At 65.7% G+C, this 24,501-nt stretch carries 22 protein-coding genes; 5 read left to right on the plus strand and 17 right to left on the minus strand.

Annotated features, from left to right (window positions below):
* Nucleotides 1-57 precede the first annotated feature (57 nt).
* The 5 genes from ACA097_RS16620 to ACA097_RS16640 all read right to left on the minus strand — a co-directional run bounded on the left by ACA097_RS16620 (nt 58) and on the right by ACA097_RS16640 (nt 6,104).
* Nucleotides 58-666, minus strand: coding sequence for a response regulator (locus tag ACA097_RS16620; protein WP_371364599.1), 609 nt, complete (start codon nt 664-666; stop codon nt 58-60).
* 77 nt (nt 667-743) lie between these two features.
* Nucleotides 744-1,922 carry an acetyl-CoA C-acetyltransferase gene (locus tag ACA097_RS16625; protein ID WP_043255284.1) on the minus strand — a complete coding sequence of 393 codons (1,179 nt, stop codon included), beginning with the start codon at nt 1,920-1,922 and terminating at the stop codon, nt 744-746.
* Between the two features lie 114 nt (nt 1,923-2,036).
* The gene (locus ACA097_RS16630) at nt 2,037-2,915 is read right to left on the minus strand and encodes an oxygenase MpaB family protein (protein ID WP_043255282.1); all 879 of its coding nucleotides are present in this window, start codon (nt 2,913-2,915) and stop codon (nt 2,037-2,039) included.
* 93 nt (nt 2,916-3,008) lie between these two features.
* Entirely contained in the window at nt 3,009-4,946 is a 1,938-nt protein-coding gene (gene acs, locus ACA097_RS16635; protein WP_371364603.1) for an acetate--CoA ligase, read from the minus strand.
* 63 nt (nt 4,947-5,009) lie between these two features.
* On the minus strand, nt 5,010-6,104 hold the full coding sequence (locus ACA097_RS16640; RefSeq protein ID WP_371364605.1) for a DJ-1/PfpI family protein: 1,095 nt from the start codon (nt 6,102-6,104) through the stop codon (nt 5,010-5,012).
* A 103-nt stretch (nt 6,105-6,207) separates the two neighbouring features.
* Here ACA097_RS16640 and ACA097_RS16645 point away from each other — a divergent pair, with 103 nt between their 5' ends.
* Nucleotides 6,208-7,173, plus strand: coding sequence for a GlxA family transcriptional regulator (locus ACA097_RS16645; protein WP_371364607.1), 966 nt, complete (start codon nt 6,208-6,210; stop codon nt 7,171-7,173).
* A 61-nt stretch (nt 7,174-7,234) separates the two neighbouring features.
* Here ACA097_RS16645 and pgi read toward each other — a convergent pair whose 3' ends face one another.
* The 11 genes from pgi to dksA form a co-directional block, all read right to left on the minus strand.
* Nucleotides 7,235-8,899, minus strand: a complete 1,665-nt coding sequence (gene pgi / locus ACA097_RS16650; RefSeq protein ID WP_043255274.1) for a glucose-6-phosphate isomerase — start codon at nt 8,897-8,899, stop codon at nt 7,235-7,237.
* A 68-nt stretch (nt 8,900-8,967) separates the two neighbouring features.
* The gene (panD, locus tag ACA097_RS16655; protein ID WP_043255272.1) at nt 8,968-9,348 is read right to left on the minus strand and encodes an aspartate 1-decarboxylase; all 381 of its coding nucleotides are present in this window, start codon (nt 9,346-9,348) and stop codon (nt 8,968-8,970) included.
* A gap of 117 nt (nt 9,349-9,465) precedes the next feature.
* Nucleotides 9,466-10,317 carry a pantoate--beta-alanine ligase gene (gene panC / locus ACA097_RS16660; protein WP_043255270.1) on the minus strand — a complete coding sequence of 284 codons (852 nt, stop codon included), beginning with the start codon at nt 10,315-10,317 and terminating at the stop codon, nt 9,466-9,468.
* A complete protein-coding gene (gene panB, locus ACA097_RS16665) occupies nt 10,314-11,114 on the minus strand; it encodes a 3-methyl-2-oxobutanoate hydroxymethyltransferase (RefSeq protein WP_043255267.1) in 801 nt (266 codons plus the stop codon). The genes panC and panB overlap by 4 nt, the downstream gene beginning before the upstream one ends.
* Nucleotides 11,115-11,237: 123 nt before the next feature.
* Entirely contained in the window at nt 11,238-11,723 is a 486-nt protein-coding gene (gene folK / locus ACA097_RS16670) for a 2-amino-4-hydroxy-6-hydroxymethyldihydropteridine diphosphokinase (protein ID WP_043255265.1), read from the minus strand.
* Complete coding sequence (locus ACA097_RS16675) at nt 11,720-13,117, minus strand: polynucleotide adenylyltransferase PcnB (RefSeq protein ID WP_043255263.1); 1,398 nt, start codon at nt 13,115-13,117, stop codon at nt 11,720-11,722. The genes folK and ACA097_RS16675 overlap by 4 nt, the downstream gene beginning before the upstream one ends.
* 764 nt (nt 13,118-13,881) lie before the next feature.
* Entirely contained in the window at nt 13,882-15,321 is a 1,440-nt protein-coding gene (locus ACA097_RS16680; protein WP_371364611.1) for a sigma-54-dependent transcriptional regulator, read from the minus strand.
* Nucleotides 15,322-15,347: 26 nt separating this feature from the next.
* Nucleotides 15,348-18,299, minus strand: a complete 2,952-nt coding sequence (locus ACA097_RS16685) for an ATP-binding protein (protein WP_371364613.1) — start codon at nt 18,297-18,299, stop codon at nt 15,348-15,350.
* Entirely contained in the window at nt 18,283-18,459 is a 177-nt protein-coding gene (locus tag ACA097_RS16690) for a hypothetical protein (RefSeq protein ID WP_015478907.1), read from the minus strand. Before ACA097_RS16690 ends, ACA097_RS16685 begins: the two co-directional genes overlap by 17 nt.
* Nucleotides 18,460-18,543: 84 nt before the next feature.
* Entirely contained in the window at nt 18,544-19,431 is an 888-nt protein-coding gene (gene gluQRS / locus ACA097_RS16695; protein WP_371364615.1) for a tRNA glutamyl-Q(34) synthetase GluQRS, read from the minus strand.
* Between the two features lie 95 nt (nt 19,432-19,526).
* Nucleotides 19,527-19,970, minus strand: a complete 444-nt coding sequence (gene dksA, locus ACA097_RS16700; protein ID WP_043255255.1) for an RNA polymerase-binding protein DksA — start codon at nt 19,968-19,970, stop codon at nt 19,527-19,529.
* A 191-nt stretch (nt 19,971-20,161) separates the two neighbouring features.
* Here dksA and ACA097_RS16705 point away from each other — a divergent pair, with 191 nt between their 5' ends.
* Both ACA097_RS16705 and sfsA read left to right on the plus strand, forming a co-directional pair.
* A complete protein-coding gene (locus ACA097_RS16705; protein ID WP_160288411.1) occupies nt 20,162-21,334 on the plus strand; it encodes a pyridoxal phosphate-dependent aminotransferase in 1,173 nt (390 codons plus the stop codon).
* Nucleotides 21,334-22,041: a DNA/RNA nuclease SfsA gene (sfsA, locus tag ACA097_RS16710; RefSeq protein WP_371364617.1), complete on the plus strand. Its 708-nt coding sequence runs from the start codon at nt 21,334-21,336 to the stop codon at nt 22,039-22,041. Before ACA097_RS16705 ends, sfsA begins: the two co-directional genes overlap by 1 nt.
* Here sfsA and ACA097_RS16715 read toward each other — a convergent pair.
* Entirely contained in the window at nt 22,038-22,364 is a 327-nt protein-coding gene (locus ACA097_RS16715) for a Rieske (2Fe-2S) protein (protein ID WP_371364619.1), read from the minus strand. The two genes, sfsA and ACA097_RS16715, sit on opposite strands and share 4 nt — an antisense overlap.
* A 334-nt stretch (nt 22,365-22,698) precedes the next feature.
* Between ACA097_RS16715 and ACA097_RS16720 the strand changes: the two genes are divergently transcribed.
* Nucleotides 22,699-23,682, plus strand: coding sequence for a FecCD family ABC transporter permease (locus ACA097_RS16720; protein WP_371370536.1), 984 nt, complete (start codon nt 22,699-22,701; stop codon nt 23,680-23,682).
* Nucleotides 23,682-24,449, plus strand: coding sequence for a heme ABC transporter ATP-binding protein (locus ACA097_RS16725; RefSeq protein ID WP_371364621.1), 768 nt, complete (start codon nt 23,682-23,684; stop codon nt 24,447-24,449). Before ACA097_RS16720 ends, ACA097_RS16725 begins: the two co-directional genes overlap by 1 nt.
* Nucleotides 24,450-24,501: the final 52 nt, after the last annotated feature.

Raw genomic sequence — 24,501 nt, forward strand, 5'->3', positions numbered from 1 at the left:
GCTGGGAAGTTCAGCCGGATGCGGCACAAGGCGCCAGTTCAAAATTCGAGAAAGTGCCTAGACGTTGTGCTCGCGGGCGAATTCCACCAGGTCGACCAGGCTGCTCAACTGCAGTTTTTCCAGGATGCGGGTCTTGTAGGTGCTGATGGTTTTCTGGCTGAGGAACAGCTCGTCGGCGATCTGCTTGTTGCTCATGCCCGATACCAGGCGCCGCAGGACCACGAGCTCACGTGAGGTCAACACGGCGACTTGGCTGTCGCCCGACGAGGTATTGGCGGCACGATTCGGAAAGCAGTTGTAGCCGGCAACCAGCAGGCGCGCGGCATCGAGGATGGAGGCGGTGTCGCGGGTCTTGCTGACGAAACCGTGGCCGCCGGCAGCCTCCACCCGGTTGGCGTAGAGCCGTTCGTCCTGCGAGCTGAGTACCAGCAGGCGGATGTTGGGGTCGACACCCTGTACCCGGGGGAGCAGGTCCAGGCCGTCCATGCCGGGGATGCCGAGATCGATGATCACCAGGTCCGGGCGCTCCTGGCGCACCAGGTTGAGCCCGCTGTTGCCGTCCGAGGCTTCACCGACGATCTCGAATTGCGGGTCGCGCGACAGCAGTGTGCGGACTGCCAGGCGCACGGCTGGGTGATCTTCCACCAGGACGACTCGTATGTTCATGGGCGCTCCCCAATGTTTGCGAGATCGCCCACCATAGTGCGGCAGAGCGGTCGTGGCGACCGCTCCGAGAAAAAGACTCAGCGCTCGATGGCCAGGGCGACACCCTGGCCGCCGCCGATGCACAGGGTCGCCAGGCCCTTCTTTGCATCGCGACGGAGCATTTCATGGAGCAGCGTTACCAGCACCCGGCAGCCGGAGGCCCCGATCGGGTGGCCGAGGGCGATGGCACCGCCGTTGACGTTGACCTTGGCCGCGTCCCAGCCGAGCTCCTTGCCCACTGCCAGGGCCTGGGCGGCGAAGGCTTCGTTGGCTTCGATCAGGTCGAGGTCGGCCAGCGCCCAGCCGGCCTTCTCCAGGCAGCGACGGGTGGCGCTCACAGGGCCGATGCCCATGATCGCCGGGTCGACACCAGCATTGGCGTAGGCGGCGATTCGCGCCAGCACCGGCAGACCCAGGGCCTTTGCTTTGGCCGCACTCATCAGCAGCACGGCGGCGGCGCCGTCGTTGAGGGTCGAGGCATTGCCGGCGGTGACACTGCCGTCCTTCTTGAAGGCCGGCTTGAGCTTGCCCAGGGCGTCGGCGGTGGTGCCGGCGCGAACCTGCTCGTCAACGACGAAGCGCAGCGGCTCGCCCTTGCGCTGGGGAATCTCGATGGGGGTGATTTCCGCCTCGAAGCGACCGGCAGCGACAGCCTCGGCGGCCTTGCGCTGCGACTCGGCGGCGAAGGCGTCCTGCTCTTCGCGGCTGATCTCGTACTTCGCCACCAGGTTCTCGGCGGTGATGCCCATGTGGTAGTCGTTGAAGGCATCCCACAGGCCGTCCTGGATCATGCTGTCGACCAGCTTGGCGTGGCCCATGCGCAGGCCGGTGCGGGCGCCGGGCATGACATAGGGGGCGAGGCTCATGCTTTCCTGACCGCCGGCGATCATCACTTCGGCGTCGCCGCAGCGAATCGCCTGGGCGGCCAGGTGCAGCGCCTTGAGGCCGGAGCCGCAGACCTTGTTGATGGTCATGGCCGGCACGCTGTTGGGCAGGCCGGCGGCGATGGCGGCCTGGCGCGCGGGGTTCTGCCCGGCGCCGGCGGTGAGGGTCTGGCCGAGGATGACTTCATCGACCTGATCCGCGGCCACGCCGCTCTGTGCGAGCAGTTGGCGGATCACCGCGGCGCCCAGTTCGTGGGCGGGCAGGGACGAAAGGGAGCCCTGGAAGCTGCCGATGGCGGTACGGGTGGCAGCGACGATGACGACATCTTGCATAGCGCGATTCCTCAGCTGATGGCGGCAGAGCGCCGCCGCGAACGAACGGCCATGGTTGCACAGGGGGCTGTGGCGGGCCACTCCCCGAACCGAGTGGTCACGCTTGGCGAGAGCTCAGCGCAGCGGTGGCAGGCCCATGCGCCGGCGTGCGCGATGCAGCGAGCCGTTGCGCACCGCCCAGCGCAGCAGCGGCACGCTGCGCTTGACGCTGGCGCGGATCAGCTGGCGCTGGATCGGACGCAGGGACAGGCCGAGCATGTCGGCCGACCATTCGGGCAGCAGGTCGATACCGGCGCGCATCATCAACACACCGAAGGGCTTGGCGAAGGAGCTCGGCGCCGGCGCATTGAGCAGCACATCGACCACTTCACGGGTGCGCTCGTCGTAGCGCAGGTGCGGGCGCATGCGCTCCAGATACTCCTCCACCGCCTGCCGCGAGCGCGGCACGTTGCGCGCGCCCAGGCGTTCGGCGACCAGGGCGATCTCGTCGTAGTAGCGATCCTGCTCGCTGCCGGGCAGGTCCGGGTTGAGGTAGCGCAGGTGCGACTTGAGGAAGCAGCTGACTTCGGCGACGTGGACCCAGGTCAGCAGTTCCGGATCGCTGGCCGCGTAGGGCGTGCCGTCGGGCAGGGTGCCGGTGACGCTCTCGTGGATGCGGATGACCCGCGCGATGAGCTTCTCGGCGTCGGCTTGCGAGCCGTAGGTGGTGGTGGAGATGAACTGGCCGGTGCGGCGCAGGCGGCCGAGCATGTCGGCGCGGAAGTTGGAGTGATCCCACACTCCACCGAGGGCGCTCGGATGCAGCATCTGCAGGAGCAGGGCGCTGATGCCGCCGATGAGCATGGAGCTGAAATCGCCATGGACCTTCCAGCAGGCGGAATCGGGGCCGAACAGGCCCGGGTCGCCCTTGGGGGATTCGAAGTCGACTCCTCCGAGGGCGAGACCGGTCAGGCTCAGGACCTGGCTTTCGATATGACGGCGAACGCTTTCCATGAACGACTTCAGGCCTCGGGCTGCAACACGGCGGTGATCGCTTTCAGCTTAATCTGCCGCCGCCTTGCTTGCAGCCCGTGACCGGATGTCGCATCAGCGGTTCAGGCGATTGTCGATCAATCCCTGGACCACGCTGGGATCGGCGAGGGTGGAGGTGTCACCGAGGTTATCCAGCTCGTCGCAGGCGATCTTGCGCAGGATGCGCCGCATGATCTTGCCCGAGCGGGTCTTCGGCAGGCCTGGCGCCCACTGCAGCAGTTCGGGCTTGGCGAAGCTGCCGATTTCCTTGCTGACCAGCGCGACCAGTTCCTGCTTCAGTGCGTCGCTGGGCTCAACTCCCTTCATCGGCGTGACGAAGGCATAGATGCCCTGGCCCTTGAGGTCGTGCGGATAGCCGACCACCGCGGCTTCGGCCACGGCGTCGTGCAGCACCAGGGCGCTTTCCACCTCGGCGGTGCCGATGCGGTGGCCGGAGACGTTGATCACGTCGTCGACCCGCCCGGTGATCCAGTAGTAGCCGTCTTCGTCGCGGCGTGCGCCGTCGCCGGTGAAGTAGTAGCCGGGGTAGGGCTTGAAGTAGGTGTCGATCATCCGCTGGTGGTCGCCGTAGACGCTGCGGATCTGGCTCGGCCAACTGGCCTTGATCGCCAGCACGCCGGAGCCTGGCCCCTTGATCTCGTGGCCCTTCTCGTCGAGCAGTACTGGCTGCACGCCGAAGAACGGGCGCGTGGCCGAACCGGGTTTGAGCGCGGTAGCGCCGGGCAGCGGGGTGATGAGGATGCTGCCGGTCTCGGTCTGCCACCAGGTATCGACGATCGGGCAGCGGGTCTCGCCGACCACGTGGTAGTACCACTCCCAGGCTTCCGGGTTGATCGGTTCGCCCACCGAGCCGAGCAGGCGCAGGCTGCTGCGCGAGGTCTTCTTCACCGGGCCTTCGCCTTCACGCATCAGCGCGCGGATGGCGGTGGGGGCGGTGTAGAAGATGTTCACCTGGTGCTTGTCGATCACCTGCCAGAAGCGCGAGGCGTCCGGATAGTTCGGCACGCCCTCGAACACCAGCGTGGTGGCGCCGTTGGCCAGCGGGCCGTAGACGATGTAGCTGTGCCCGGTGACCCAGCCGACGTCCGCGGTGCACCAGTAGATGTCGCCGTCGTGGTAGTCGAACACGTACTTGTGGGTCATGGCCGCGCCCAGCAGGTAGCCGCCGGTGGTGTGCAGCACGCCCTTGGGTTTGCCGGTGGAGCCGGAGGTGTAGAGGATGAACAGCGGGTCCTCGGCATCCATCGGTTCCGGCGGGCAGTCTTCGCTCACGCCGTGCAGGGCCTCGTGGTACCAGAGGTCGCGGCCCTCGACCCAGGGCACTTCACCCTGGGTGCGCTGCACGACGACCACGGTGGAAACGTTCGGGCAGTCGCCCAGGGCCTTTTCAACGTTCTGCTTGAGCGGGACGTACTTGCCGCCGCGCACGCCCTCGTCGGCGGTGATCACGACGTGGCAGTCGGAGTCGAGGATGCGGTCGCGCAGGGAGTCCGGCGAGAAGCCACCGAAGACAACCGAGTGGATGGCGCCGATGCGCGCGCAGGCCAGCATGGCGTAGGTCGCTTCGGGAATCATCGGCATGTAGATGCAGACCCGGTCGCCCTTCTCCACGCCACGGCTCTTGAGCACGTTGGCCAGGCGGCAGACATGGCTGTGCAGCTTGCGGTAGGTGATGTGCGCGGATTCGCTGGGATTGTCGCCTTCCCAGATGATGGCGACCTGGTCGCCGCGCTTCTCCAGATGGCGATCGATGCAGTTGTAGGCGACGTTGAGCTGGCCGCCCTTGAACCAACTGGCCTGGCCACGGGCGAGGTCGCCGTGGTGCACCGAGTGCCAGGGTTTGAACCAGTCGAGGAAGACCTTGGCCTGCTCGCCCCAGAATTCATCGGGTTTCTCTACCGACTGCTGGTACATCCGCAGGTAGGCATCATTGTCGAGAAGGGCGCGCTGGCGCGTCGCTTCCGGCACGGGGTGAAGGCTGATCTCGTACATGGCGAATCCTTGTTGTTGTCGAGCCGAGATGACTCCTAAGGGTGCATCCAGGCCGTGGCGGGTTCAAGGGTAGTCCATGGTCTTTCGACTGTCCGTGGCGGCGCGGCGTTCGGGGCGCGGATATTCGAGCTGGGCGGCGACCAGCTTCGCGGTCTCCTGGTTGTAGCGCGTGGTGAGCAAATCCAGCGCCTCGTCGAGGGTTTCGCCTGCGGGCAGGGCACGGCCGGGCAGCGGGCTCAGGTCGGTTGCGGCGGAGTCCGGAAGCAGTTCCAGGCCGGCGCGGCTGATGACCGGTGCCGCACCCGTTGCCAGGACTTCGGTGCGATAGCTGCGCGCCCAGGCGTCGATGCGAAGGGCCAGGGCAACTTCGTCGATTCCCGCGTGTAACGGCACGCCGAAGGTTTCGTGGCGCCAGAACGCCAGGGTGTTCGTCGCCGCCGCGAGGTAACCGTCGAAGCCAAGGCTGGAGGCTTGGCCGTCGAGGCGTGGCGACCAGTCGTCAATGCCCAGTTCGCTGCCGAGAGCCTCCGCTCGGGCCCTCCCACCGATGGCTTCGACGAGCGCCAGTGACACCGGCAGCGCAGCGCTGACGCCCGAGCTGGTGACCCGCTTGCCGTCCACCACGTAACGGCGTCCGTTCTGCCAGCGCACGGCGGGGAAGTCGTGCTCACGCTGCCTCCGCGAATACCAGTGGGCGGTCGCCTGGCGCCCGTCCAGCAGGCCAGCCTGGGCGAGCACCTTGGCGCCATCGCAGATGCCGACGATGACCGCGCCTTTGGCTGCCTGGGTGGCGACGAATTGGACGAGCCCGGAATCGCCGCTGTCATGCACGGCGGGGACGATCAGGTAGTCCGCGCCTTGTGGATAACGCCGGGCGAATTCGGCGGTGGTCATCTGTGCGCGGACCCGAAGCGCCGGCATCAGGTTCAGCGGTCCTTCGTCGGTCGACAGCGCCATCACTTCGGCGACGCCCGCGCGATTCAGTACGCCGTAGGGCACTAGGAAGTCGACCAGTTCGGTCATGCGGTTCTCGCCGACCACCGCTACCAGCGGTCGCCCGCCTTCGACACGAGGGTGGAAGCTCGGCATTCGTTCGTCTTCGGCGCGGGCGACTATGGCTTGAAAAAGCAGCAGTGCGGTCAGCAGCAGGATGCGCATGGTCGTTCTCCTGGAAGTGGGCCTCCAGTCTGTTTGTTCCAGGGATGTCGCAAATGACACTGATAGGTGAATATCTGCCAATCCTCGTGTGAGTGCTGCCGCCATGACCGCTCCCCATTCGGTGATCCTGCTGATCTTTCCCGACTTCCAGTTGCTCGACGCAAGCGGGCCGGCGGATGTATTCGCCTCGGTCGCCGAGCATGAGCCTGGCGCAGCCTATGCGTTGCGCGCGGTATCTCCGGAAGGCGGGTTGGTGCGTTCCAGTACGGGGCTGGAGTTGATGAGCGAAGCGCTGCCGGAGCCGGCGAGCCTGGTGGGTTGCACGCTGCTGGTGGCCGGCGGCTATGGAGTACAGAAGGTGCTGGCGCAAGGGCGGCTGGCAGCCTGGCTGCGTGATGCTGCGCCGCACGTTCGCCGCTGCGGCGCCATTTGCACCGGCGCCTTCCTGCTGGCGCAGGCCGGTCTGCTGGATGGACGTCCCGTCGTTACGCACTGGCGTTACGCCGCGCTACTGCAGCGCCTGTTTCCGCGTTTGCGGGTGCTGGAAGACGCGCTCTTCGTACGAGACGAACGCTTCTATAGCTCGGCGGGTGTTACCGCTGGCATGGACCTGTGCCTGAGCCTGGTCGAAGAAGATTACGGCCGCGAGCTTTCCCTGCGGGTAGCCAAGGGCCTTGTGATGTACCTGCGCCGCCCGGGCGGACAGCGCCAGTTCAGCGCCGAGTTGCTGGCCCAGCAGGCGCCATCAGGCGGCTTGGCGGAGCGCTTGGTCGCCTGTTTGCGGGAACATCTGCACGAAGCGCTGGACGTGGAGGAAATGGCCGCGTTGATGGCGGTGTCCTCGCGGACGCTGCACCGGCATTGCCAGGCGGCGCTGGGACTGAGTCCGGCGAAGCTGTTGCTGCAGCTGCGTCTGGAGGCGGCGTGTCGCCTGCTGGAGAGTGATTCCACCTCACTCAAACGGACGGCGGAGCGGACCGGCTTCGGCAACGAGTACAACCTGCGCCGGGCCTTCGTCGAAACGCTGGGCGTGACGCCGAGCGAATACCGCCAGCGTTTCTGCCGCTAGAAACGACAGTGCCCACGACCTGTCGCCAGGGCGTGGGCACTCGGGTGTCGCTAGGCGCCGATCAGCCGCGGTGACGGCCGCGGAAGTAGTTGATCAGGCCCTGGGTGGAGCCGTCTTCTGCCGCCGATTCCTCGCTGCCGACCAGACGACCGTAGACCGCCTTGCCGAGCTCCTTGCCCAGCTCCACGCCCCACTGGTCGAAGGCGTTGATGCCCCAGAGGATGCTCTGCACGTACACCTTGTGCTCGTACATGGCGATCAGCGCGCCCAGGCGGCGGGCGCTGATGCGCTCGAGCACCAGGGTGTTGCTCGGGCGGTTGCCCGGAATCACCTTGTGCGGCGCCAGGCGCTGCACTTCGGCTTCGTCCACGCCCTTGGCGCGCAGTTCGGCCTCGGCCTCTTCGCGGCTCTTGCCGACCATCATGGCCTGGCTCTGCGACAGGCAGTTGGCGTACAGCCACTGGTGGTGGTCGGCGACCGGGTTGTAGCTGGACACCGGGACGATGAAGTCCGCCGGGATCAGGTGAGTGCCCTGGTGCAGCAGCTGGTGGTAGGCGTGCTGGCCGTTGCAGCCGACGCCGCCCCAGATCACCGGGCCGGTGCCCGCCGAGACCGGGGTGCCGTCCTGGCGCACGCTCTTGCCGTTGGACTCCATGTCCAGCTGCTGCAGGTGGTCGGTGATGTTCCGCAGGTAGTAGTCGTAGGGCAGGATCGCGTGGCTGCGCGCGCCCCAGAAGTCGCCGTACCAGACACCGAGCAGGCCCAGCAGAACCGGGATGTTGCGGGCGAAGGGCGCGGTCTGGAAGTGCTGGTCCATGCTGTAGGCGCCGGACAGCAGCTCCTTGAAGTTGTTGATGCCGACCGACATGGCGATCGGCAGGCCGATGGCCGACCACAGCGAGTAACGGCCGCCGACCCAGTCCCACATCGGGAAGATGTTCTCGGCGCGGATGCCGAAGGCGGTCGCCGCTTCCTTGTTGCTGGATACGGCGATGAAGTGGCGATACAGCTCCGCCTCGGTGCCGCCCTGGGCCAGGTACCAGGCGCGTGCGGCCTGGGCGTTCTTCAGGGTTTCCAAGGTGCCGAAGGACTTCGACGAGACGATGAACAGGGTCGTCTCGGCGTTGAGCTTGGCGGTCATCTCGCGGAATTCGCTGCCGTCGATGTTCGCCAGGTAGTGGCAGCGCACGCCTTTCTGGGCGAACGGCAGCAGGGCTTCGGAAACCAGCTGCGGGCCGAGGAAGGAGCCGCCGATGCCGATGTTCACCACGTCGGTGATCGGCTTCTCGGTGTAGCCGCGCCACAGGCCGTTGTGCACAGCGGCGACCAGTTCGGTCATCTGGTGCAGCACGCGGTGCACTTCCGGCATCACGTCGACGCCGTCCACCAGCACCTTGTCGCCGATCGGCCGGCGCAGCGCGGTGTGCAGTACCGGACGACGCTCGGAGGCGTTGATCACCTCGCCGCGGAACATCGACTGGATGGCCTCACCCAGCTGCGCCTCTTCCGCCAGTTTGACCAGCAGGTCGAGGGTGTCTTCGCGGATCAGGTTCTTCGAGAAGTCGAGGAACAGGCCGCAGGCGCTCAGCGAGAAGCGTTCGAAGCGCTTCGGATCGCTGGCGAACGCCTGGCGCATGCTGAAATGCTGCAGGTCCTTGCGGTGTTCGACGAGAGCCTGCCAGCTGCCAAGGCGAGTGGCGTCCAGCGGGGTGAGGTGGTGTTCCATGGCGTACCTTCGGCGAATGAGACGTGCGTTTGAGCGTGAAAAAGCCCGGGTGTTCCGGGCTTTCGCGATCAGGCCAGCTGGACCGGAATGGCGTTGCTGGTGTGGCTGAGCTGGTTGCCCGGAGCCATGTAGAGCATACGCGGCTTGTAGTCGACCAGTTCGGCGTCGCTGTACTGGGCGTAGGCGCAGATGATCACCCGGTCGCCGACCTTGGCCTTGTGCGCCGCGGCGCCGTTGACCGAGATCATCCGCGAACCTTCCTCGCCGCGGATAGCGTAGGTGGTGAAGCGCTCGCCGTTGTCGACGTTGTAGATCTGGATCTGTTCGTACTCGCGGATGCCGGCGAGGTCGAGCCATTCGCCGTCGATGGCGCAGGAGCCCTCGTAGTCGAGGACGGCGTGGGTGACTTCGGCACGGTGCAGCTTGGCCTTGAGCATGATGCTGTGCATGGCGGGCGCTCCTGTTGTTGTGGGGGCTTGGCGCGAACGGCGGCAGAGTATGCCCAACCGGCGATCCGCCCTCAAGCCGCGCGTGGCGCGGCCTGGGCGGGTGTTCCGGAGGGGGCTTCAGTCGAGCTGCAGGGGCAGGTTGTCGATCAGGCGGGTGGTGCCGAGGAAGGCGGCGGCGAGGATCACCAGGTGCTTGTCCTCGACGGCAGCCGGACGCAGGCTGAGGGCTTCGCGGATTTCCAGGTAATCCATGCGAAGGCCGGCGCCTTCGATCTGCTGGCGACCTGCTTCGAGCAGCGCGGCGAAATCGCGCGAACCGCCGCGCAGTTGCTCGGCGAGCTGCTTCAGGGTGCGCTGGATCACCGGCGCGATGGCGCGTTGCTCAGCGCTCAGGTAGCCGTTGCGCGAGGACAGCGCCAGGCCGTCTTCGGCACGCACGGTGGGCTCGCCGAAGATCTGCACGGGGATGTTCAGGTCGCGGACCATCTTGCGGATCACCGCGAGTTGCTGGAAATCCTTCTCGCCGAACAGCGCCATGTCCGGTTGCACCATGTTCAGCAGCTTGCAGACCACGGTGGATACGCCGTCGAAGTGCCCCGGGCGGCTGCCGCCGCAAAGGCCTTCGGAGACGCCGGGGACGCTGACTTTGGTCTGGCCGTCCATGCCGTCCGGGTACATCTCCTCGACGCCGGGGGCGAACAGCAGATGGCAGCCCGCCTCGAGCAGCTTGGCCTGGTCGGCGGCGAGGGTACGCGGGTACTTGTCCAGGTCCTCGGTCGGGCCGAACTGCAGCGGGTTGACGAAGATGCTGGCGACCACGAAGTCGGCGCGCTGCCCGGCCTTGGCCACCAGTGCGGCATGGCCGGCGTGCAGGTTGCCCATGGTCGGAACCAGGGCGATGCGCTTGCCTTCGCTGCGCGCACGGGCGATGGCCGCGCGCAGTTCGCGGACGGTCTTGACGGTGTTCATGCGGAAAATCCGTGTTCGGGACCGGGGAAGGAGGTGTCTTTTACGGCTTCGACGTAGGCGGCAAGGGCGGCCGGGATGTCCGGCTGGCCTTCCATGAAGTTGCGCACGAACTTCGGCGAGCGGCCGGTCAGCGACAGGCCGAGCATGTCGTGCAGCACCAGGACCTGGCCGTCGGTGCCGTTGCCGGCGCCGATGCCGATCACCGGGATCTTCACGGCTTCGCTGATTTCCTTGCCAAGGGCGCTGGGTACGCATTCCAGCAGCAGCATGGCGGCGCCGGCCTGCTCCAGAGCGATGGCGTCGGCGCGCAGCTGGCGTGCCTGGGCCTCCTGGCGGCCCTGAACCTTGAAACCGCCGAACAGGTTGACCGATTGCGGGGTCAGGCCCAGGTGCGCGCACACCGGCACGCCCATCTGCGCCAGGCGCACGATCGGCTCGGCGAGCCAGGCGCCGCCTTCCAGCTTGACCATGTGGGCGCCGGCCTGCATGACCTTGACCGCGTCATCCAGCAGGCGCTGCAGCGAGGTTCCGGAGGCGAAGGGCAGGTCGGTGACGATCATCGCGCCACGGTTGCCGCGTTTCACGCAGGCAGTGTGGTAGGCCATTTCCTCGACCGTGACCGGCAGCGTGCTGTCGTGTCCTTGCAGCACCATGCCGAGGGAGTCGCCGACAAGCAGCATCTCCACCCCGGCCGTACAGGCGGCGTGGGCGAAGGTGGCATCGTAGGCTGTCAGCATTGCGATCTTCTCGCCGCTCTGCTTCAGACCTTGCAGGGTGGTCAGGGTGACATCAGGCATGGAAAGGGTCCTCGTTGGGCCGGCTGGGCCGGCGCGGGGCACCTATAGTCCGGATGGGGGGAAGCGAAGTCAATCGCAGGTGTTACCGGACTGTTACGGCGTTACCGCCAACTGGAGTGACGATCAGGATAGCCGTTCGAGGCCCTGGAATGGGCAATCGGCCAGCAGTTCCGACAGGCTGCGGCCATCGGGCAGGCGCAGCTCTGGCGCGAGGTCGGCCAGCGGATAGAGCACGAAGGCGCGGGCGTGCATGTGGTAGTGCGGCACGGTAAGGCGCGGCTCGTCGAGTTGGCGCTCGCCGAACAGCAGGATGTCCAGGTCCAGGGTGCGCGGCCCCCAGCGTTCATCCTTGCGCACGCGGCCCTGTTCCAGCTCGATGGCTTGCAGGGCGTCGAGCAGCGCGAGGGGCGCAAGCTCGGTGTCCAGCGCGGCTACAGCGTTCACATAGCGCGGCTGGTCGGCCGGGCCGAGCGGGTCGCTGATGTAGAACGGCGAAACCGCCGCTACCTGGGTGGCAGGGATCTCTCGAATGGCTTCGATGGCGCTCTGCAGCTGGCGCAGGGGCTCGGACAGGTTGCTGCCCAGTCCGATGTAGACGCGCTCGCTCACTCGTTGCCAGCGCCTTCGCCGGTGCGCGGACGGCGCTTGCGGCTACCGCCACGACGGCGCTTGCGCGGGGCTGCGCCATCTTCCTGGCTGCTGGCCAGGCCGCGAATCATGCCGCGGCGCTCGCCGTCGCTGGCGTCCTGGTAATCGGTCCACCAGTCGCCCAGGCCACCGGTTTCCTCGCCGGCGCTCTCGCGCAGCAGGAGGAAGTCGTAGCCGGCGCGGAAGCGAGGGTTTTCCAGCAGCAGGTCGGCACGCTTGCCCTGACGGCGCGGCAGGCGCTCCTGCATGTCCCAGATTTCGCGGATCGGGATGGTGAAACGCTTGGGCACGGCAGTGCGCTGGCACTGCTCGCTGATCAGCTCGTGGGCGGCTTCCTGCATCGCCGGAATCGGCGGCACACCGCGATCCTGATGATGGGCCACGCGCGCCGGCAGTGCCGGCCAGAGCAGCGCGGCGAAGAGGAACGCCGGCGTTACCGGTTTGCCCTGGCGGATGCGCTCGTCGGTGTTCGCCAGTGCCTGGCGGATCAGCTTGCCGGCGTATTCCGGATCGCGGGCCAGGGCCTTCGCACTGGCCGGGAACAGCGGGGCGAACAGCTCGTACTCGACCAGCAGCTCGAAGGTGCGCTCGCCACGGCCGCTCAGGAACAGCTTGAGCACTTCGTCGAACAGTCGCGCGGAAGGAATCTCGCGCAGCATGGGCGCCAGCTTGCGGATCGGCGCGGCGCTGTGTTTCTCGATCTCGAAGTCCAGCTTGGCGGCGAAACGCGCGGCGCGGAGCATACGCACCGGGTCTTCGAGGTAACGCTGTTCGGGATCGCCGATCAGGCGGACCAAGCGATTGCGGATGTCGTGCACGCCGTGGGCGTAATCGAGGATGCGCTCGTCGCTGACGTCGAAATACAGGGCATTGATGGTGAAGTCGCGGCGCTGGGCATCGTCTTCCAGGGTGCCGTAGACGTTGTCGCGGAGGATGCGACCCGCCTCGTTGCGCGACGCCTGGTTGCTGTCACCGTCGCCTTCTTCCTGCGGATGATTGGCGCGGAAGGTGGCGACCTCGATGATCTCGCGGCCGAAATGTACGTGGACCAGTTTGAAGCGGCGGCCGATCACCCGCGCGTTGCGGAATTCCGCGCGTACCTGCTCGGGGGTGGCGCTGGTGGCGACGTCGAAGTCTTTCGGGGCGATGCCGAGCAGCTGGTCGCGCACCCCGCCGCCGACGATATAGGCCTGGTATCCCGCCCGCTGCAGGCGCTCGACCACGTTGACCGCGTTCCGGCTGAACTGTTCGCGGCGCAGCGAATGCTGGTTGCTGCCGACGATTTCCGGCGTGGTGCGGACGGTGCGCTTGAGGCGCAGGGGTGAGCGGATGGACTGGATCAGCTTTTTCAGCATGTAGGCACTATAGGGAACAGGATGATTGGATCGCGTTTCGCAACGCAGGGCGCCGCGCCGTCAGTCGGATTCGACAGGCAGCATCATGCTTGAAAAGCATGGCTGGCGGAAACAATAGGCAGCAATTCTGATGCCTTGTGCAGCCGAACGGGCACGAATTCTAGCATCGGGGGCGCGGATGGTGAACGAAAGGGGAGAGAAGAGATCGAGGAAGCAGGGGAGAGGGAGAAGCTACTGGGGGAGCCTGAGCTCCCCCCCAAAGTAGGTGCTTTCTTTGTTCTTGTTATGGTATCGGGCTTGTTGTTTTTGTTTGTTGACCCGTCCCTCAAGGTCAATCGCCTTGGGGCGTATCCTATTCAGGACTCATAAGAGCAAACGGATTGCTTTGGTCGCTGAGTGAGCAGTGATCTTGCGATCCAACCAGTTTCGTCGCTGCCTCGGGGCAGTTTTATTGTTCTTCGACCGGTTGCGGGATCTCTCCCGACAGCTACTCTCCTCCAAAAGAATCAGTTAGCTGCGCCTCCGCGATTTTGTTTTTGTTGTGCTGGAGTCGTTACGTGTTGTTTTTGTTCTGTGTTTTCGTGCTTGTTATTGTTGTTGTACCAATAACAAAGCAGATGCCGTGCCAACTTTTGCAAATCCTTATTTTTCAAGGGTTTGCGGGATTCACCCCCTTCCGGTAAGGCACAAAAAAGCCGGGTTCCCGTTACCGATGAACCCGGCTTTTGTTACGCGCCATGTCGGCGGTAACAGCTGTGCGCGCCTCAGGAGTCCGCGGAAGCACCCGATTTGCGGCGGGGAATGCCCAGGCGCTGGCGACGTTCCCACAGGCATTTGCGGCTGATCCCCAGCTTGCGGGCCAGCTCGGTCTCGGTCATGTGGTCCTGGTGCTCGAGCACGAAGTGCTGGAAGTAGTCTTCCAGCGACAGGTCTTCGGTGGGCTCGTGGGTGTTGCTCGCCACGCTGCTGGAGCGGTTGTCCAGCTCGTCGGCCAGATCGTCTTCCAGGTCGTCCAGTTCGATGTCGATGCCCAGCAGGTCAGCCGGGATCTCCTGGCCTTCGCTGAGGATGACCGCGCGCTCGATAGCATTCTCCAGTTCACGCACGTTGCCCGGCCACGGGTAGTGGCGGATCGCCTGTTCGGCCTCGTGGGAGAAGCTCAGCGGCGCGCGCCCCATCTGGGAGCACTGACGCGCCAGGAAGGCGCGGGCGATTTCCATGACGTCCGCCCCGCGCTCGCGCAGCGGCGGCAGGCGCAGCGAGATGACGTGCAGGCGGTAATAGAGGTCTTCGCGGAACTGCCCGGTCTTGGCCAGGGTCTTGAGGTCGCGGTGGGTAGCGGCGATCAGGCGCACGTCGACCTTCTGCGATTGCACCGAGCCGACCCGGCGAATCTCGCCTTCCTGCAGCACACGCAGCAGGCGGGCCTGGGCTTCCAGCGGCAGTTCGCCGATCTCATCGAGGAACAGGGTGCCGCCGTCCGCAGCTTCCACCAGGCCGGCGCGGCCGGCGCTGGCGCCAGTGAATGCGCCTTTCTCGTGGCCGAAGAGTTCGGATTCGATCAGGGTTTCCGGAATCGCTGCGCAGTTCACCGAGATCAGCGGCGCCTTGGTGCGCTTGGATAGATTGTGCAGTGCGCGCGCCACCAGCTCTTTACCGGTACCGGACTCGCCTTGGATGAGCACGTTGGAGTCGGTGGGGGCGACCTTGCGAATCTTGGTGTAGAGCTCCTGCATGGGCGGGCAGGAGCCGATGATGCCGATTTCGCCTTCAGCCGGTGCGGCGTTACCGTTACCGCGCTCGGGTGCGGCCTTGCCGTTACCGCGGGTTTCGCCTGCGGTGCTGCGGCCTTCCTGGCGATCCTTGAGGATGCGTGCCACGGCCTGGAGCATCTCGTCGTGGTCGAAGGGTTTGGCGATGTAGTCAACCGCGCCCATCTTCATCGAGTCGACTGCCGAGCGCAGGCTGGCGTAGCTGGTCATGATCAGCACCGGGATGCCCTGGGCCAGCTTGATCAGCTCGGTGCCGGGCGCGCCGGGCAGGCGCAGGTCGCTGACGATCATGTCGAAGGAAGGAATGCTGTAGCGCTCTTGCGCTTCCTGTACCGAGCCAGCTTCGCTGACCTGGTACTGGTTCCGTTCGAGCAGCCGTCGCAGGGCCGAACGGATGATGGTTTCGTCTTCGACGATGAGGATATGTGCCATGTATTCAGCTCTCTCGACGTGCTCGTCTACTGCTCGGCCGTCGGGCCAGGATGCCGCGGCAAGGTGACGCGAATGCGCGTACCGCATTCACGTTCGGGGTCAGCCGGGCTGTCTATGGTGATCTGCCCATAATGCTCTTCCACGATCGAATAGACCAGTGCGAGCCCCAGGCCGGTCCCTTTGCCGGGGTCCTTGGTGGTGAAGAAGGGCTCGAACAGACGCTCGATGATGGATTTCGGAATGCCGCTGCCTTCGTCCTCGACGATCAGGTCGACGGTGTTCTCCGAGGCCTCAGTGCGGACCCGGATGGCGCCGGCCGGCGGTGAAGCGTCGCGGGCATTGGACAGCAGGTTTATCAGGACTTGAGCGAGGCGTTGGGCATCGCCTTCGACCCAGTGTTCGGGATCGCAGAGGTTGAAGAACTGCACTTCGACGCTGCGGCGGTTCAACGATAGCAAACTGATGGCTTCCTGGGCGACGTCGGCCAGGCAGACAGGTTCGACTTCGACCTGCTTGCCGCCGGCATGGGCGAAGCTCATCAGTGACTGGACGATGCGCGAGACACGCTTGGTCTGTTCGAGGATCTGCCCGCTGATCTCGGTCAGCTCGCCGTCGCCTTCGCGTTCCTCGCGCAGGTTCTGGGCGAGGCAAGCGATGCCGGTGATCGGGTTGCCGATCTCGTGCGCCACGCCGGCTGCCAGGCGGCCGATGGAGGCCAGGCGCTCGGAGTGGATCAGCTTGTCTTCCAGCAGCTGGGTCTCGGTGAGGTCCTCGACCAGCAGCACTAGGCCGCTGTTACCGGGAGCAAGTGGCTCTTCGATGGCCGCCTTGTGCAGGTTCAACCAGCGGGTCTGGCCGTCGATAGCCAGGCGCTGTTTGTGCAAGTGCTGGTCTGGCGCTTCGATGAAACCTTCCAGCAAGCCTTTCCAGGGCTCGGGCAAGGCCGACAGGCGCGAGCCCACCACGCGCTGCGCATCGACGCCGGTGAAGTCCTCGATGGCGCGGTTCCACATGAGGATTTCCTGGTCCTTGGCCAGCGAGCAGACGCCCATCGGCAAGTCCTGCAGGGTCTGCCGGTGATAGCGGCGCAGGGCGTCGAGTTCGGCGGCCAGGCCTGTGAGCCGCGAGTGGTAGTCCTCCAGGCGGCTCTCGATGAAGTGGATGTCCTCGGTGACGTAGCTTTCTCCGCCTGCCTTGTACGGCAGGAAGGTTTCCACCATGTCCTGGGCGACGCTGGGGCCCATCAGGCCGGACAGGTTGGCCTCGATGCGGTCGCGCAGGCGGCGCAGGGCATAGGGGCGGCGCTCGTCGAAGGGGAGGTGCAGGTCGCGCAGGGCCTGCTCCACTTCCTTCTGCGCGGCCTTGGCGCCCAGCGGCTTGGCGAGTTGCCCGGCGAACTCCTGCGGCGAGCTGGCGATCAGCTCGCGACGTTGCGGACGGCGCACGTTGTCGACGGCGCAGGCTTCGGCCGCGCCTTTTTCTTCATCGCTGGCTTCGCTGAACAGCGAGACCAGGGTGAACACCAGCACGTTGGCGGCCAGCGAGGCCAGGGCCGCGAGGTGCCAGCTGGCTTCGTCGAGCACGTACAGCGAGTCGAAGATCGGCAGGTAGATGCTCTGCAGGTTGCCGATCAGTGGCACCAGCATGGTCACGCCCCAGACCAGCATGCCGGCGACGAGACCTGCGATGAAGCCACGGCGATTGGCCGCCGGCCAATAAAGCACGGAGAGCGCGCCGGGAAGGAACTGCAGGGTGGCGACGAAGGAGACGATGCCGAGGTTCGACAGCTCCTGCTCCGAGCCGAGCAGCAGGTAGAAGAAGTAGCCGAGCAGGATGATGGTGGCGATCAGGCCGCGGCGGGTCCATTTCAGCCAGCGGTAGATGTTGCCCTCGGCGGGTGGCTGGTACAGCGGCAGCACCAGGTGGTTGAGCACCATGCCGGAGAGCGCCAGGGTCATCACGATGATCAGCCCGCTGGCCGCGGAAATACCGCCGATGAAGGCGGCTAGGGCGAGCGCCGGACTGTTCACCACCATGCCCAGGCCGAGGGTGAAGTATTCCGGGTTGGTCGCCGCGCCCAGGTGCAGGCCGGCCCAGAGGATCGGCGGCACCGCCAGGCTCATCGGCAGCAGGAACAGCGGCAGGCCCCAACTCGCGGTGAGCAGTGCGCGCGGGTTGAGGTTCTCGGTGAAGGTCATGTGATACATGTGCGGCATCACGATGGCGGCAGCGAAGAACACCAGCAGCAGCGTGCGCCAGGGGCCTTCCGCCAGCGGCGTATGCAATGTGCTCAGTGCCTCCTGGTTCTGCAGCAGCCAGACCTCCAGGCCGTCGGGGCCGCCGAACACGCCGTAGAGGGCGAACAATCCAACCGCCCCCATGGTGATCAGCTTGACCAGCGACTCGAAGGCGATGGCCATCACCAGCCCTTCGTGGCGCTCGCGTGTGGCGATATGGCGAGCGCCGAAGAGGATTGCGAAGAGGGTGATCAGCGCGCAGAAGGCCAGGGCGGTGCTGTTGGTGTCGTTGGTGCGGGTCAGCAGGCGCACCGAGTTGGTCACCGCTTCGATCTGCAGTGCCAGCATCGGCAGCACGCCTATCACCATGAACAGCGTGGTCAGCGCACCGGCCCAGGTGCTGCGGAAGCGGAAGGCGAAGAGGTCTGCCAGCGAAGACAGCTGGTAGGCGCGGGTGATTCGCAGGATCGGATAGAGCAATACCGGCGCTAACAGGAATGCACCGGACACGCCCAGGTAGATCGCCAGGAAGCCGTAGCCATATTGATAGGCCAGCCCGACGGTGCCGTAGAAGGCCCAGGCGCTGGCATAGACGCCCAGCGACAGGGTGTAGACCAGCGGGTGACGCACCAGCCGTCGCGGGATGTAACCGCGTTCGGTGATCCAGGCCACGCCGAAGAGAATCAGAAGGTAGACGAAGCTGATCAGGATCAGCTGGGCAAGGCTAAAGCTCATCGGCATCGCGCTGGCTCTGCAGGATAAAGGTCACGACGATGAGGATCAGCCACAGCAGGTAAGGGCGGTACCAGGCGCCGTGGGGGTCGATCCACCAATCCATGATGGCGGGCGAAAACAGGTAGATGCCCACGACCAGAAGCAGCACCAGTCGGTAGATGTACATGACAGGCCTCTCAATGTGCGGTCGGCAGGCTACAGGCTGCCGGTAGGCGCCTGCAAGCCAGGGCACGGTGCCCCAGCTTCCATCTTAGAGCCGAGCGTCTTCCAGCGTCAGGCTGCGGGGAATTCGCCCTGCATCCCAGTGCGCGATGCCCCAGTCGAGGACCTCGTGCGGCGTGCCGTGGACCAGCGCTTGCGGCGCCGCCTGGCCCAACGCGCGCAAGGCGCGAACCAGAAGGGGCGCGGCCTGTTCGGCGGGGAGCGGCGGCGAGCGGTATGACTTGCCCAGCTTGTGGCCATCCGGCTGGATGATCAGCGGGACGTGCAGGTAACGCGGATGGGCGATGCCGAGCAGCTCTTGCAGGTACAGCTGGCGCGGGGTGTTGTCGAGGAGGTCGGCGCCGCGAACGATGTCGGTCACGCCCTGCCAGGCATCGTCCAACACCACGGCCAATTGGTAGGCGAAGAGGCCGTCGCGGCGACGGATGATGAAGTCGCCGACTTCACGGCCCAGGTGCTGGCGGAACTCGCCCTGCACGCGGTCGATGAAGGCGTATTCAAGCTCTGGTACGCGGATGCGGATGGCGACGTCGCCATGCCAGTCATGCTGTGCGTTTCGGCAGGTGCCGGGATAGATGCCGCCGGTACCTTCGAGCTGTTTGCGCGAGCAGGTGCACGCATAGGCCAGGCCGCTAAGCAGCCATTGCTGGATCACCGCCTCGTAGGCTTCGCCGCGGGAGCTCTGGCGCTCCACCGGGCCGTCCCACTCGAAGCCGTAGCGCTCCAGGGTCTGCAGGATGGCGTCCTGTGCGCCGGGCATTTCCCGCGGCGGGTCGAGGTCTTCCATGCGCACCAGCCAGCGGCCGCCGACCGCGCGGGCATCCAGGTAGGAGGCGACGGCGGCGACCAGCGAGCCGAAGTGCAGGTAGCCACTGGGCGTGGGGGCGAAGCGGCCTATGTAGCGGGATTCAGGCATGGCGCGGCGCGTGTGTGGGGTGTGTTACAGCGGCCGGGTGGGCCGCACAAATGCAAAGGGGCGCCTAGGCGCCCCATTCGCGAAAAGCCGTCGACTCAGGAGCCGAGTTGCTTTTCCTTGATTTCCGCGAGGGTCTTGCAGTCGATGCACAGGGTCGCGGTCGGGCGGGCTTCCAGGCGGCGGATACCGATTTCCACGCCGCAGGAGTCGCACCAGCCGTAATCGTTGTCTTCGATCAGCTGCAGGGTTTCGTCGATCTTCTTGATCAGCTTGCGCTCGCGATCGCGGGCACGCAGTTCGAGGCTGAATTCCTCTTCCTGGCTGGCGCGGTCGGCCGGATCGGGGAAGTTGGCCGCTTCGTCCTGCATGTGGTGCACGGTGCGGTCGACTTCTTCCATCAGCTCAACTTTCCATTTGTTGAGGATGGAGGTGAAGTGGGCGCGCATGCGCTCGCTCATGTACTCCTCGCCCTTGGTTTCCTGGTAGGGCTCGAAGCCACGAATCAGTTGGCTGCTCTGCTGTTTTGCTTTGGTGGGCATGGATGACCGCCTCTCACTCTCGCTAGTCCTGTCGCGGATGGTCCCTCGCCGATCGTCGCCGGCCCCGCGCTCGCAAGCGGGCGAACTTACCAGATCGATAACCGCGATGCTACTCCCGGTTGTCTTGCCTGCTGCCACCCGCGATGGGCTTGGTTAGAATCGCCTCTTCGTCGCAAAGTTCGGTATTTCGTATGGCCTTTTCTTTCAGTGCGCGCAGCCGCGCCATCGAGCCTTTCCACGTCATGGCGCTGCTGGCGCGAGCCAACGAGCTCCAGGCCGCCGGCCACGACGTCATCCACCTGGAAATCGGCGAGCCGGACTTCAGCACCGCCGCGCCCATAGTCGCCGCCGGTCAGGCTGCGCTGGGTGCCGGCCACACGCGCTACACCGCTGCGCGTGGGCTGCCGCAGCTGCGTGAAGCCATCGCCGGCTTCTACGCCTCGCGTTACCGCCTGAACGTCGACCCCGAACGCATCCTGATCACGCCCGGCGGTTCCGGCGCCCTGCTGCTGGCCAGCAGCCTGCTGGTCGACCCGGGCAAGCACTGGCTGCTGGCCGACCCCGGTTATCCGTGCAACCGCCATTTCCTGCGCCTGGTCGAGGGCGCCGCGCAGCTGGTTCCGGTCGGTCCGCAGAGCCGCTATCAGCTGACTCCCGAACACATCCAGCAGCACTGGAATCAAGACAGTGTAGGCGCTTTGCTGGCTTCGCCCGCGAATCCTACCGGCACCTTGCTACACAAGGATGAACTGGCGGCGCTATCGGCCGTGCTGAAGGCGCGCGGCGGGCACCTCGTGGTGGACGAGATCTACCATGGCCTGACCTACGGAGTGGACGCCAGCAGCGTGCTGGAAGTGGACGACGAGGCCTTCGTCCTCAACAGTTTCTCGAAGTACTTCGGCATGACCGGTTGGCGCCTCGGCTGGCTGGTGGCGCCGCCAGAAGCGGTGGGAGAGCTGGAGAAGCTCGCGCAGAACCTCTACATCAGTGCACCGAGCGTGGCCCAGTACGCCGCGCTGGCGTGCTTCGAGGCGGACACCCTGGCGATCCTCGAGGAACGTCGTGCCGAGTTCGCCCGCCGTCGTGATTTCCTGCTGCCGGCTCTGCGCGACCTTGGCTTCGGGATTGCCGTGGAGCCCGAGGGAGCCTTCTATCTGTATGCCGACATCAGCGCCTTCGGCGGTGATGCCTATCGCTTCTGCCAGCACTTCATCGAGACCGAGCACGTGGCCTTCACTCCCGGCGTGGACTTCGGTCGCTACCAAGCCGACCACCATGTGCGTTTCGCCTACACGCAGAACCTGGAGCGCCTGCAGCAAGCGGTCGACCGTATCGCTCGCGGACTGAAGAGCTGGCGTCCCTGATGCGCTTCGTCCCGGCGTTGGAGGAGGCGCGCCTGCTGCGCCGCTACAAGCGCTTCCTTGCCGACATCGAAACCGCCAGTGGTGAGCAACTGACCATCCACTGCCCGAACACCGGCTCGATGCTCAATTGCATGAGCGAAGGTTGCCGAGTGTGGTTCAGCCGCTCCAGCGACCCCAAGCGCAAGCTGCCGGGCACCTGGGAGCTTGCCGAGACGCCACAGGGGCGGCTGGCCTGCGTGAACACCGGGCGTGCCAATCGTCTGGTGGAGGAAGCCCTGCTGGCGGGTGACATCGCAGAACTGGCCGGATTCGCCGAACTACGCCGCGAAGTCGCTTATGGCGTGGAGAACAGCCGCGCCGACTTCCGTCTGGACTTCGCCGAGGGGCCAGTTTTTGTCGAAGTGAAGAGCGTTACCCTGGGCTTCGACGACACCGCCGTGGCTGCTTTCCCGGACGCAGTTACTACGCGCGGCGCCAAACATCTGCGTGAGCTCGCCGCTCTGGCCCGGGAAGGGACGCGTGCGGTGTTGCTGTATTGCGTGAACCTGTCCGGCATCGAGGCGGTTCGGCCGGCGGTCGAGATCGATCCGGCCTACGCCGCTGCCCTGGCGGAAGCCCGCGAAGCGGGTGTCGAGGTGCTGGCTTATGGTGCTGATCTCGATCCGCAAGAGTTACTCCTGGTCCGGCGGTTGGACGTGCGCGTCTAGAGCGCTTCCAGCTCCACCCACAGGCCCTGCGGGTCTTCACGGCAGGGCAGGGCGTCGAGCGTGTGGCCCAGGCACGGGCCCTGGATGCATTCGCCTGACTCGATCAGGAACAGCGCCCCATGGTGGGCGCATTGCAGCAGGCTGCCACTGGAGTCGAGGAAGCGGTCGGCTTCCCACTCCAGCCGCGTGCCGCGGTGCGGGCAACGGTTGCGGTAGACATGCGCTCGGCCATTGCGACGCACGGCGACGAGGTGCTGCCCGGCGAGCGAGAAGCCTCGGCTGCAGCCTTCGCTCAGTTCGTCGGTGGGGCAAAGCAGTTGCATGGGAGTCCCGCTATTTAGGGAGCACATCCGTGTGCTGAAGAAGTAGAGCGCGCAGACTCGCCGTTCCGCCCATACAAGACAAGTGACAGGCGATCGGCGGAAAAGTGACGCTCGAAAAGTGGCGCGACCTTATAAGGTTTGTTTTGTAAATGCAAATCATTATCCGTGTTGCGAGTCGTTGCGGGCATTTGCCGCGATCCCGCTCTGCCGCGTCGGGCTGGCGGGCCTATCGGCGGGCTCTTATCCTTCCGCGCAACTTCTTCGTGCGGATGACCGCCCTTTGACCCGACCGGTTCCAACTCGTCCCCTGTTCCTCGGCCTTTGCGCCGCGCTGCTGCTGGTGTTCTGGCTGGCGCTGGCGCTGGGTTCGGTCAGCCTGCCGCTGGGCGATACGCTGCGTGCGTTGCTGCATCTGTCTGGCGTGCCGGTGAAGGTTGAAGGGTTGGAGCAGGCCCAGTTGATCGTGGGGCAGCTGCGTCTGCCCCGTGCATTGATGGGATTGCTGGTAGGCGCTTTGCTGGCGTTGTGCGGCGTGGCCATGCAGGGACTGTTTCGCAATCCCCTGGCCGACCCGGGGTTGATCGGCGTATCCAGCGGCGCCGCACTGGGGGCAGCCCTGGCTATCGTCTTTGGCGCGGCGATTGGTGGATTGCCGGCGCTCCTGAGTCCTTATCTGCTTTCCCTCTGCGCTTTTCTCGGCGGCCTGGCGGTGACATGGCTGGTCTATCGCCTGGGACGCCGCGACGGCCAGACCAGCGTCGCCACCATGCTTCTCGCCGGTATTGCCCTGACCGCACTGGCCAGTGCGCTGATCGGCCTGTTCAGCTATCTCGCTGACGACGCCACCCTGCGCAGCCTGACGTTCTGGAATCTCGGCAGCCTGAACGGAGCCAGCTATCCGCGCCTCTGGCCGCTGCTGGTTGTGGGCGTGCTGGTGGCGGCCTGGTTGCCGCGTCGGGTGGACGCGCTCAACGCGCTACTGCTGGGTGAGTCGGAGGCGCGCCACCTGGGCTTCGATGTCGAGCGGCTCAAGACCGAACTGATTTTCTGCATGGCGTTGGGCGTTGGCGCGGCGGTCGCGGCGGCAGGGATGATCGGCTTCATCGGCCTCGTGGTGCCGCATCTGCTGCGCCTGCTCGTCGGTCCGGACCATCGCCGCCTGTTGCCGGCGTCGATGCTTGGGGGCGCAATCCTGCTGCTGCTCGCCGATCTGCTGGCGCGGTTGGCCTTGGCGCCTGCCGAGTTGCCCATCGGGATCGTCATGGCGCTGATTGGTGCGCCATTCTTCCTTTATTTGCTGCTGCGGAGTCGCCTCTGATGTTGCGCGCGGAAAACCTGACGGTAGTGCGCGGCGGCAAGCCGGTGCTGCACGGCCTGTCGCTGGTCCTGCAGGCAGGTGAAGTGCTAGGAGTGTTGGGTCCCAATGGCGCCGGAAAGAGCACGCTGCTTGGCGCGCTGAGCGGCGAGCTGAAGCCGAGCATTGGCCAGGTGAGCCTGGACGGGCGCGACCTGCAGTCCTGGGCGGGCACAGCTCGTGCGCGCCGACTGGCAGTGTTGCCGCAGACGTCCTCGCTCAACTTCGCCTTCGATGTGGAAACCGTGGTCGGCTTCGGCCGTTTGCCCCATTCCAGTGGCCGCCAGGTCGACGCGCAGATAGTTGCCGAAGCCTTGCGCGTGGCGGATGCCGGGCATCTCACCGGGCGCAGTTATCTCGCCCTATCTGGAGGTGAACGTCAGCGCGTGCACCTGGCGCGGGTGCTGGCGCAGCTGTGGCCGGGCAATGCCGAGCAGGTCCTGTTGCTGGACGAGCCGACTTCCGCGCTCGATCCACTACATCAGCACAGCCTGCTGCAGGCTGTGCGAGAAATCGCCGAGCGCGGAGTGGCAGTGCTGGTGGTGCTGCATGACCTGAACCTCGCGGCGCGCTATTGCGATCGGTTGCTGCTGCTGCGCGACGGCCTGGAGCGAGCGGCCGGAACACCCGAAGCGGTGCTGCAAGCCGAGCCCCTGCGCGACGTGTTTGGCCTGGATGTGCTGGTCCAGCGCCATCCGGAGCGTGGTCATCCGCTCGTAGTGGTGCGCTGAGCGGGCTTTTTCGCGGGCAAAAAAAGACCCGGCGATGTGCCGGGTCGAAACC

Source organism: Pseudomonas sp. QL9 (assembly GCF_041409665.1).
Taxonomy (GTDB): Bacteria; Pseudomonadota; Gammaproteobacteria; order Pseudomonadales; family Pseudomonadaceae; genus Pseudomonas; species Pseudomonas knackmussii.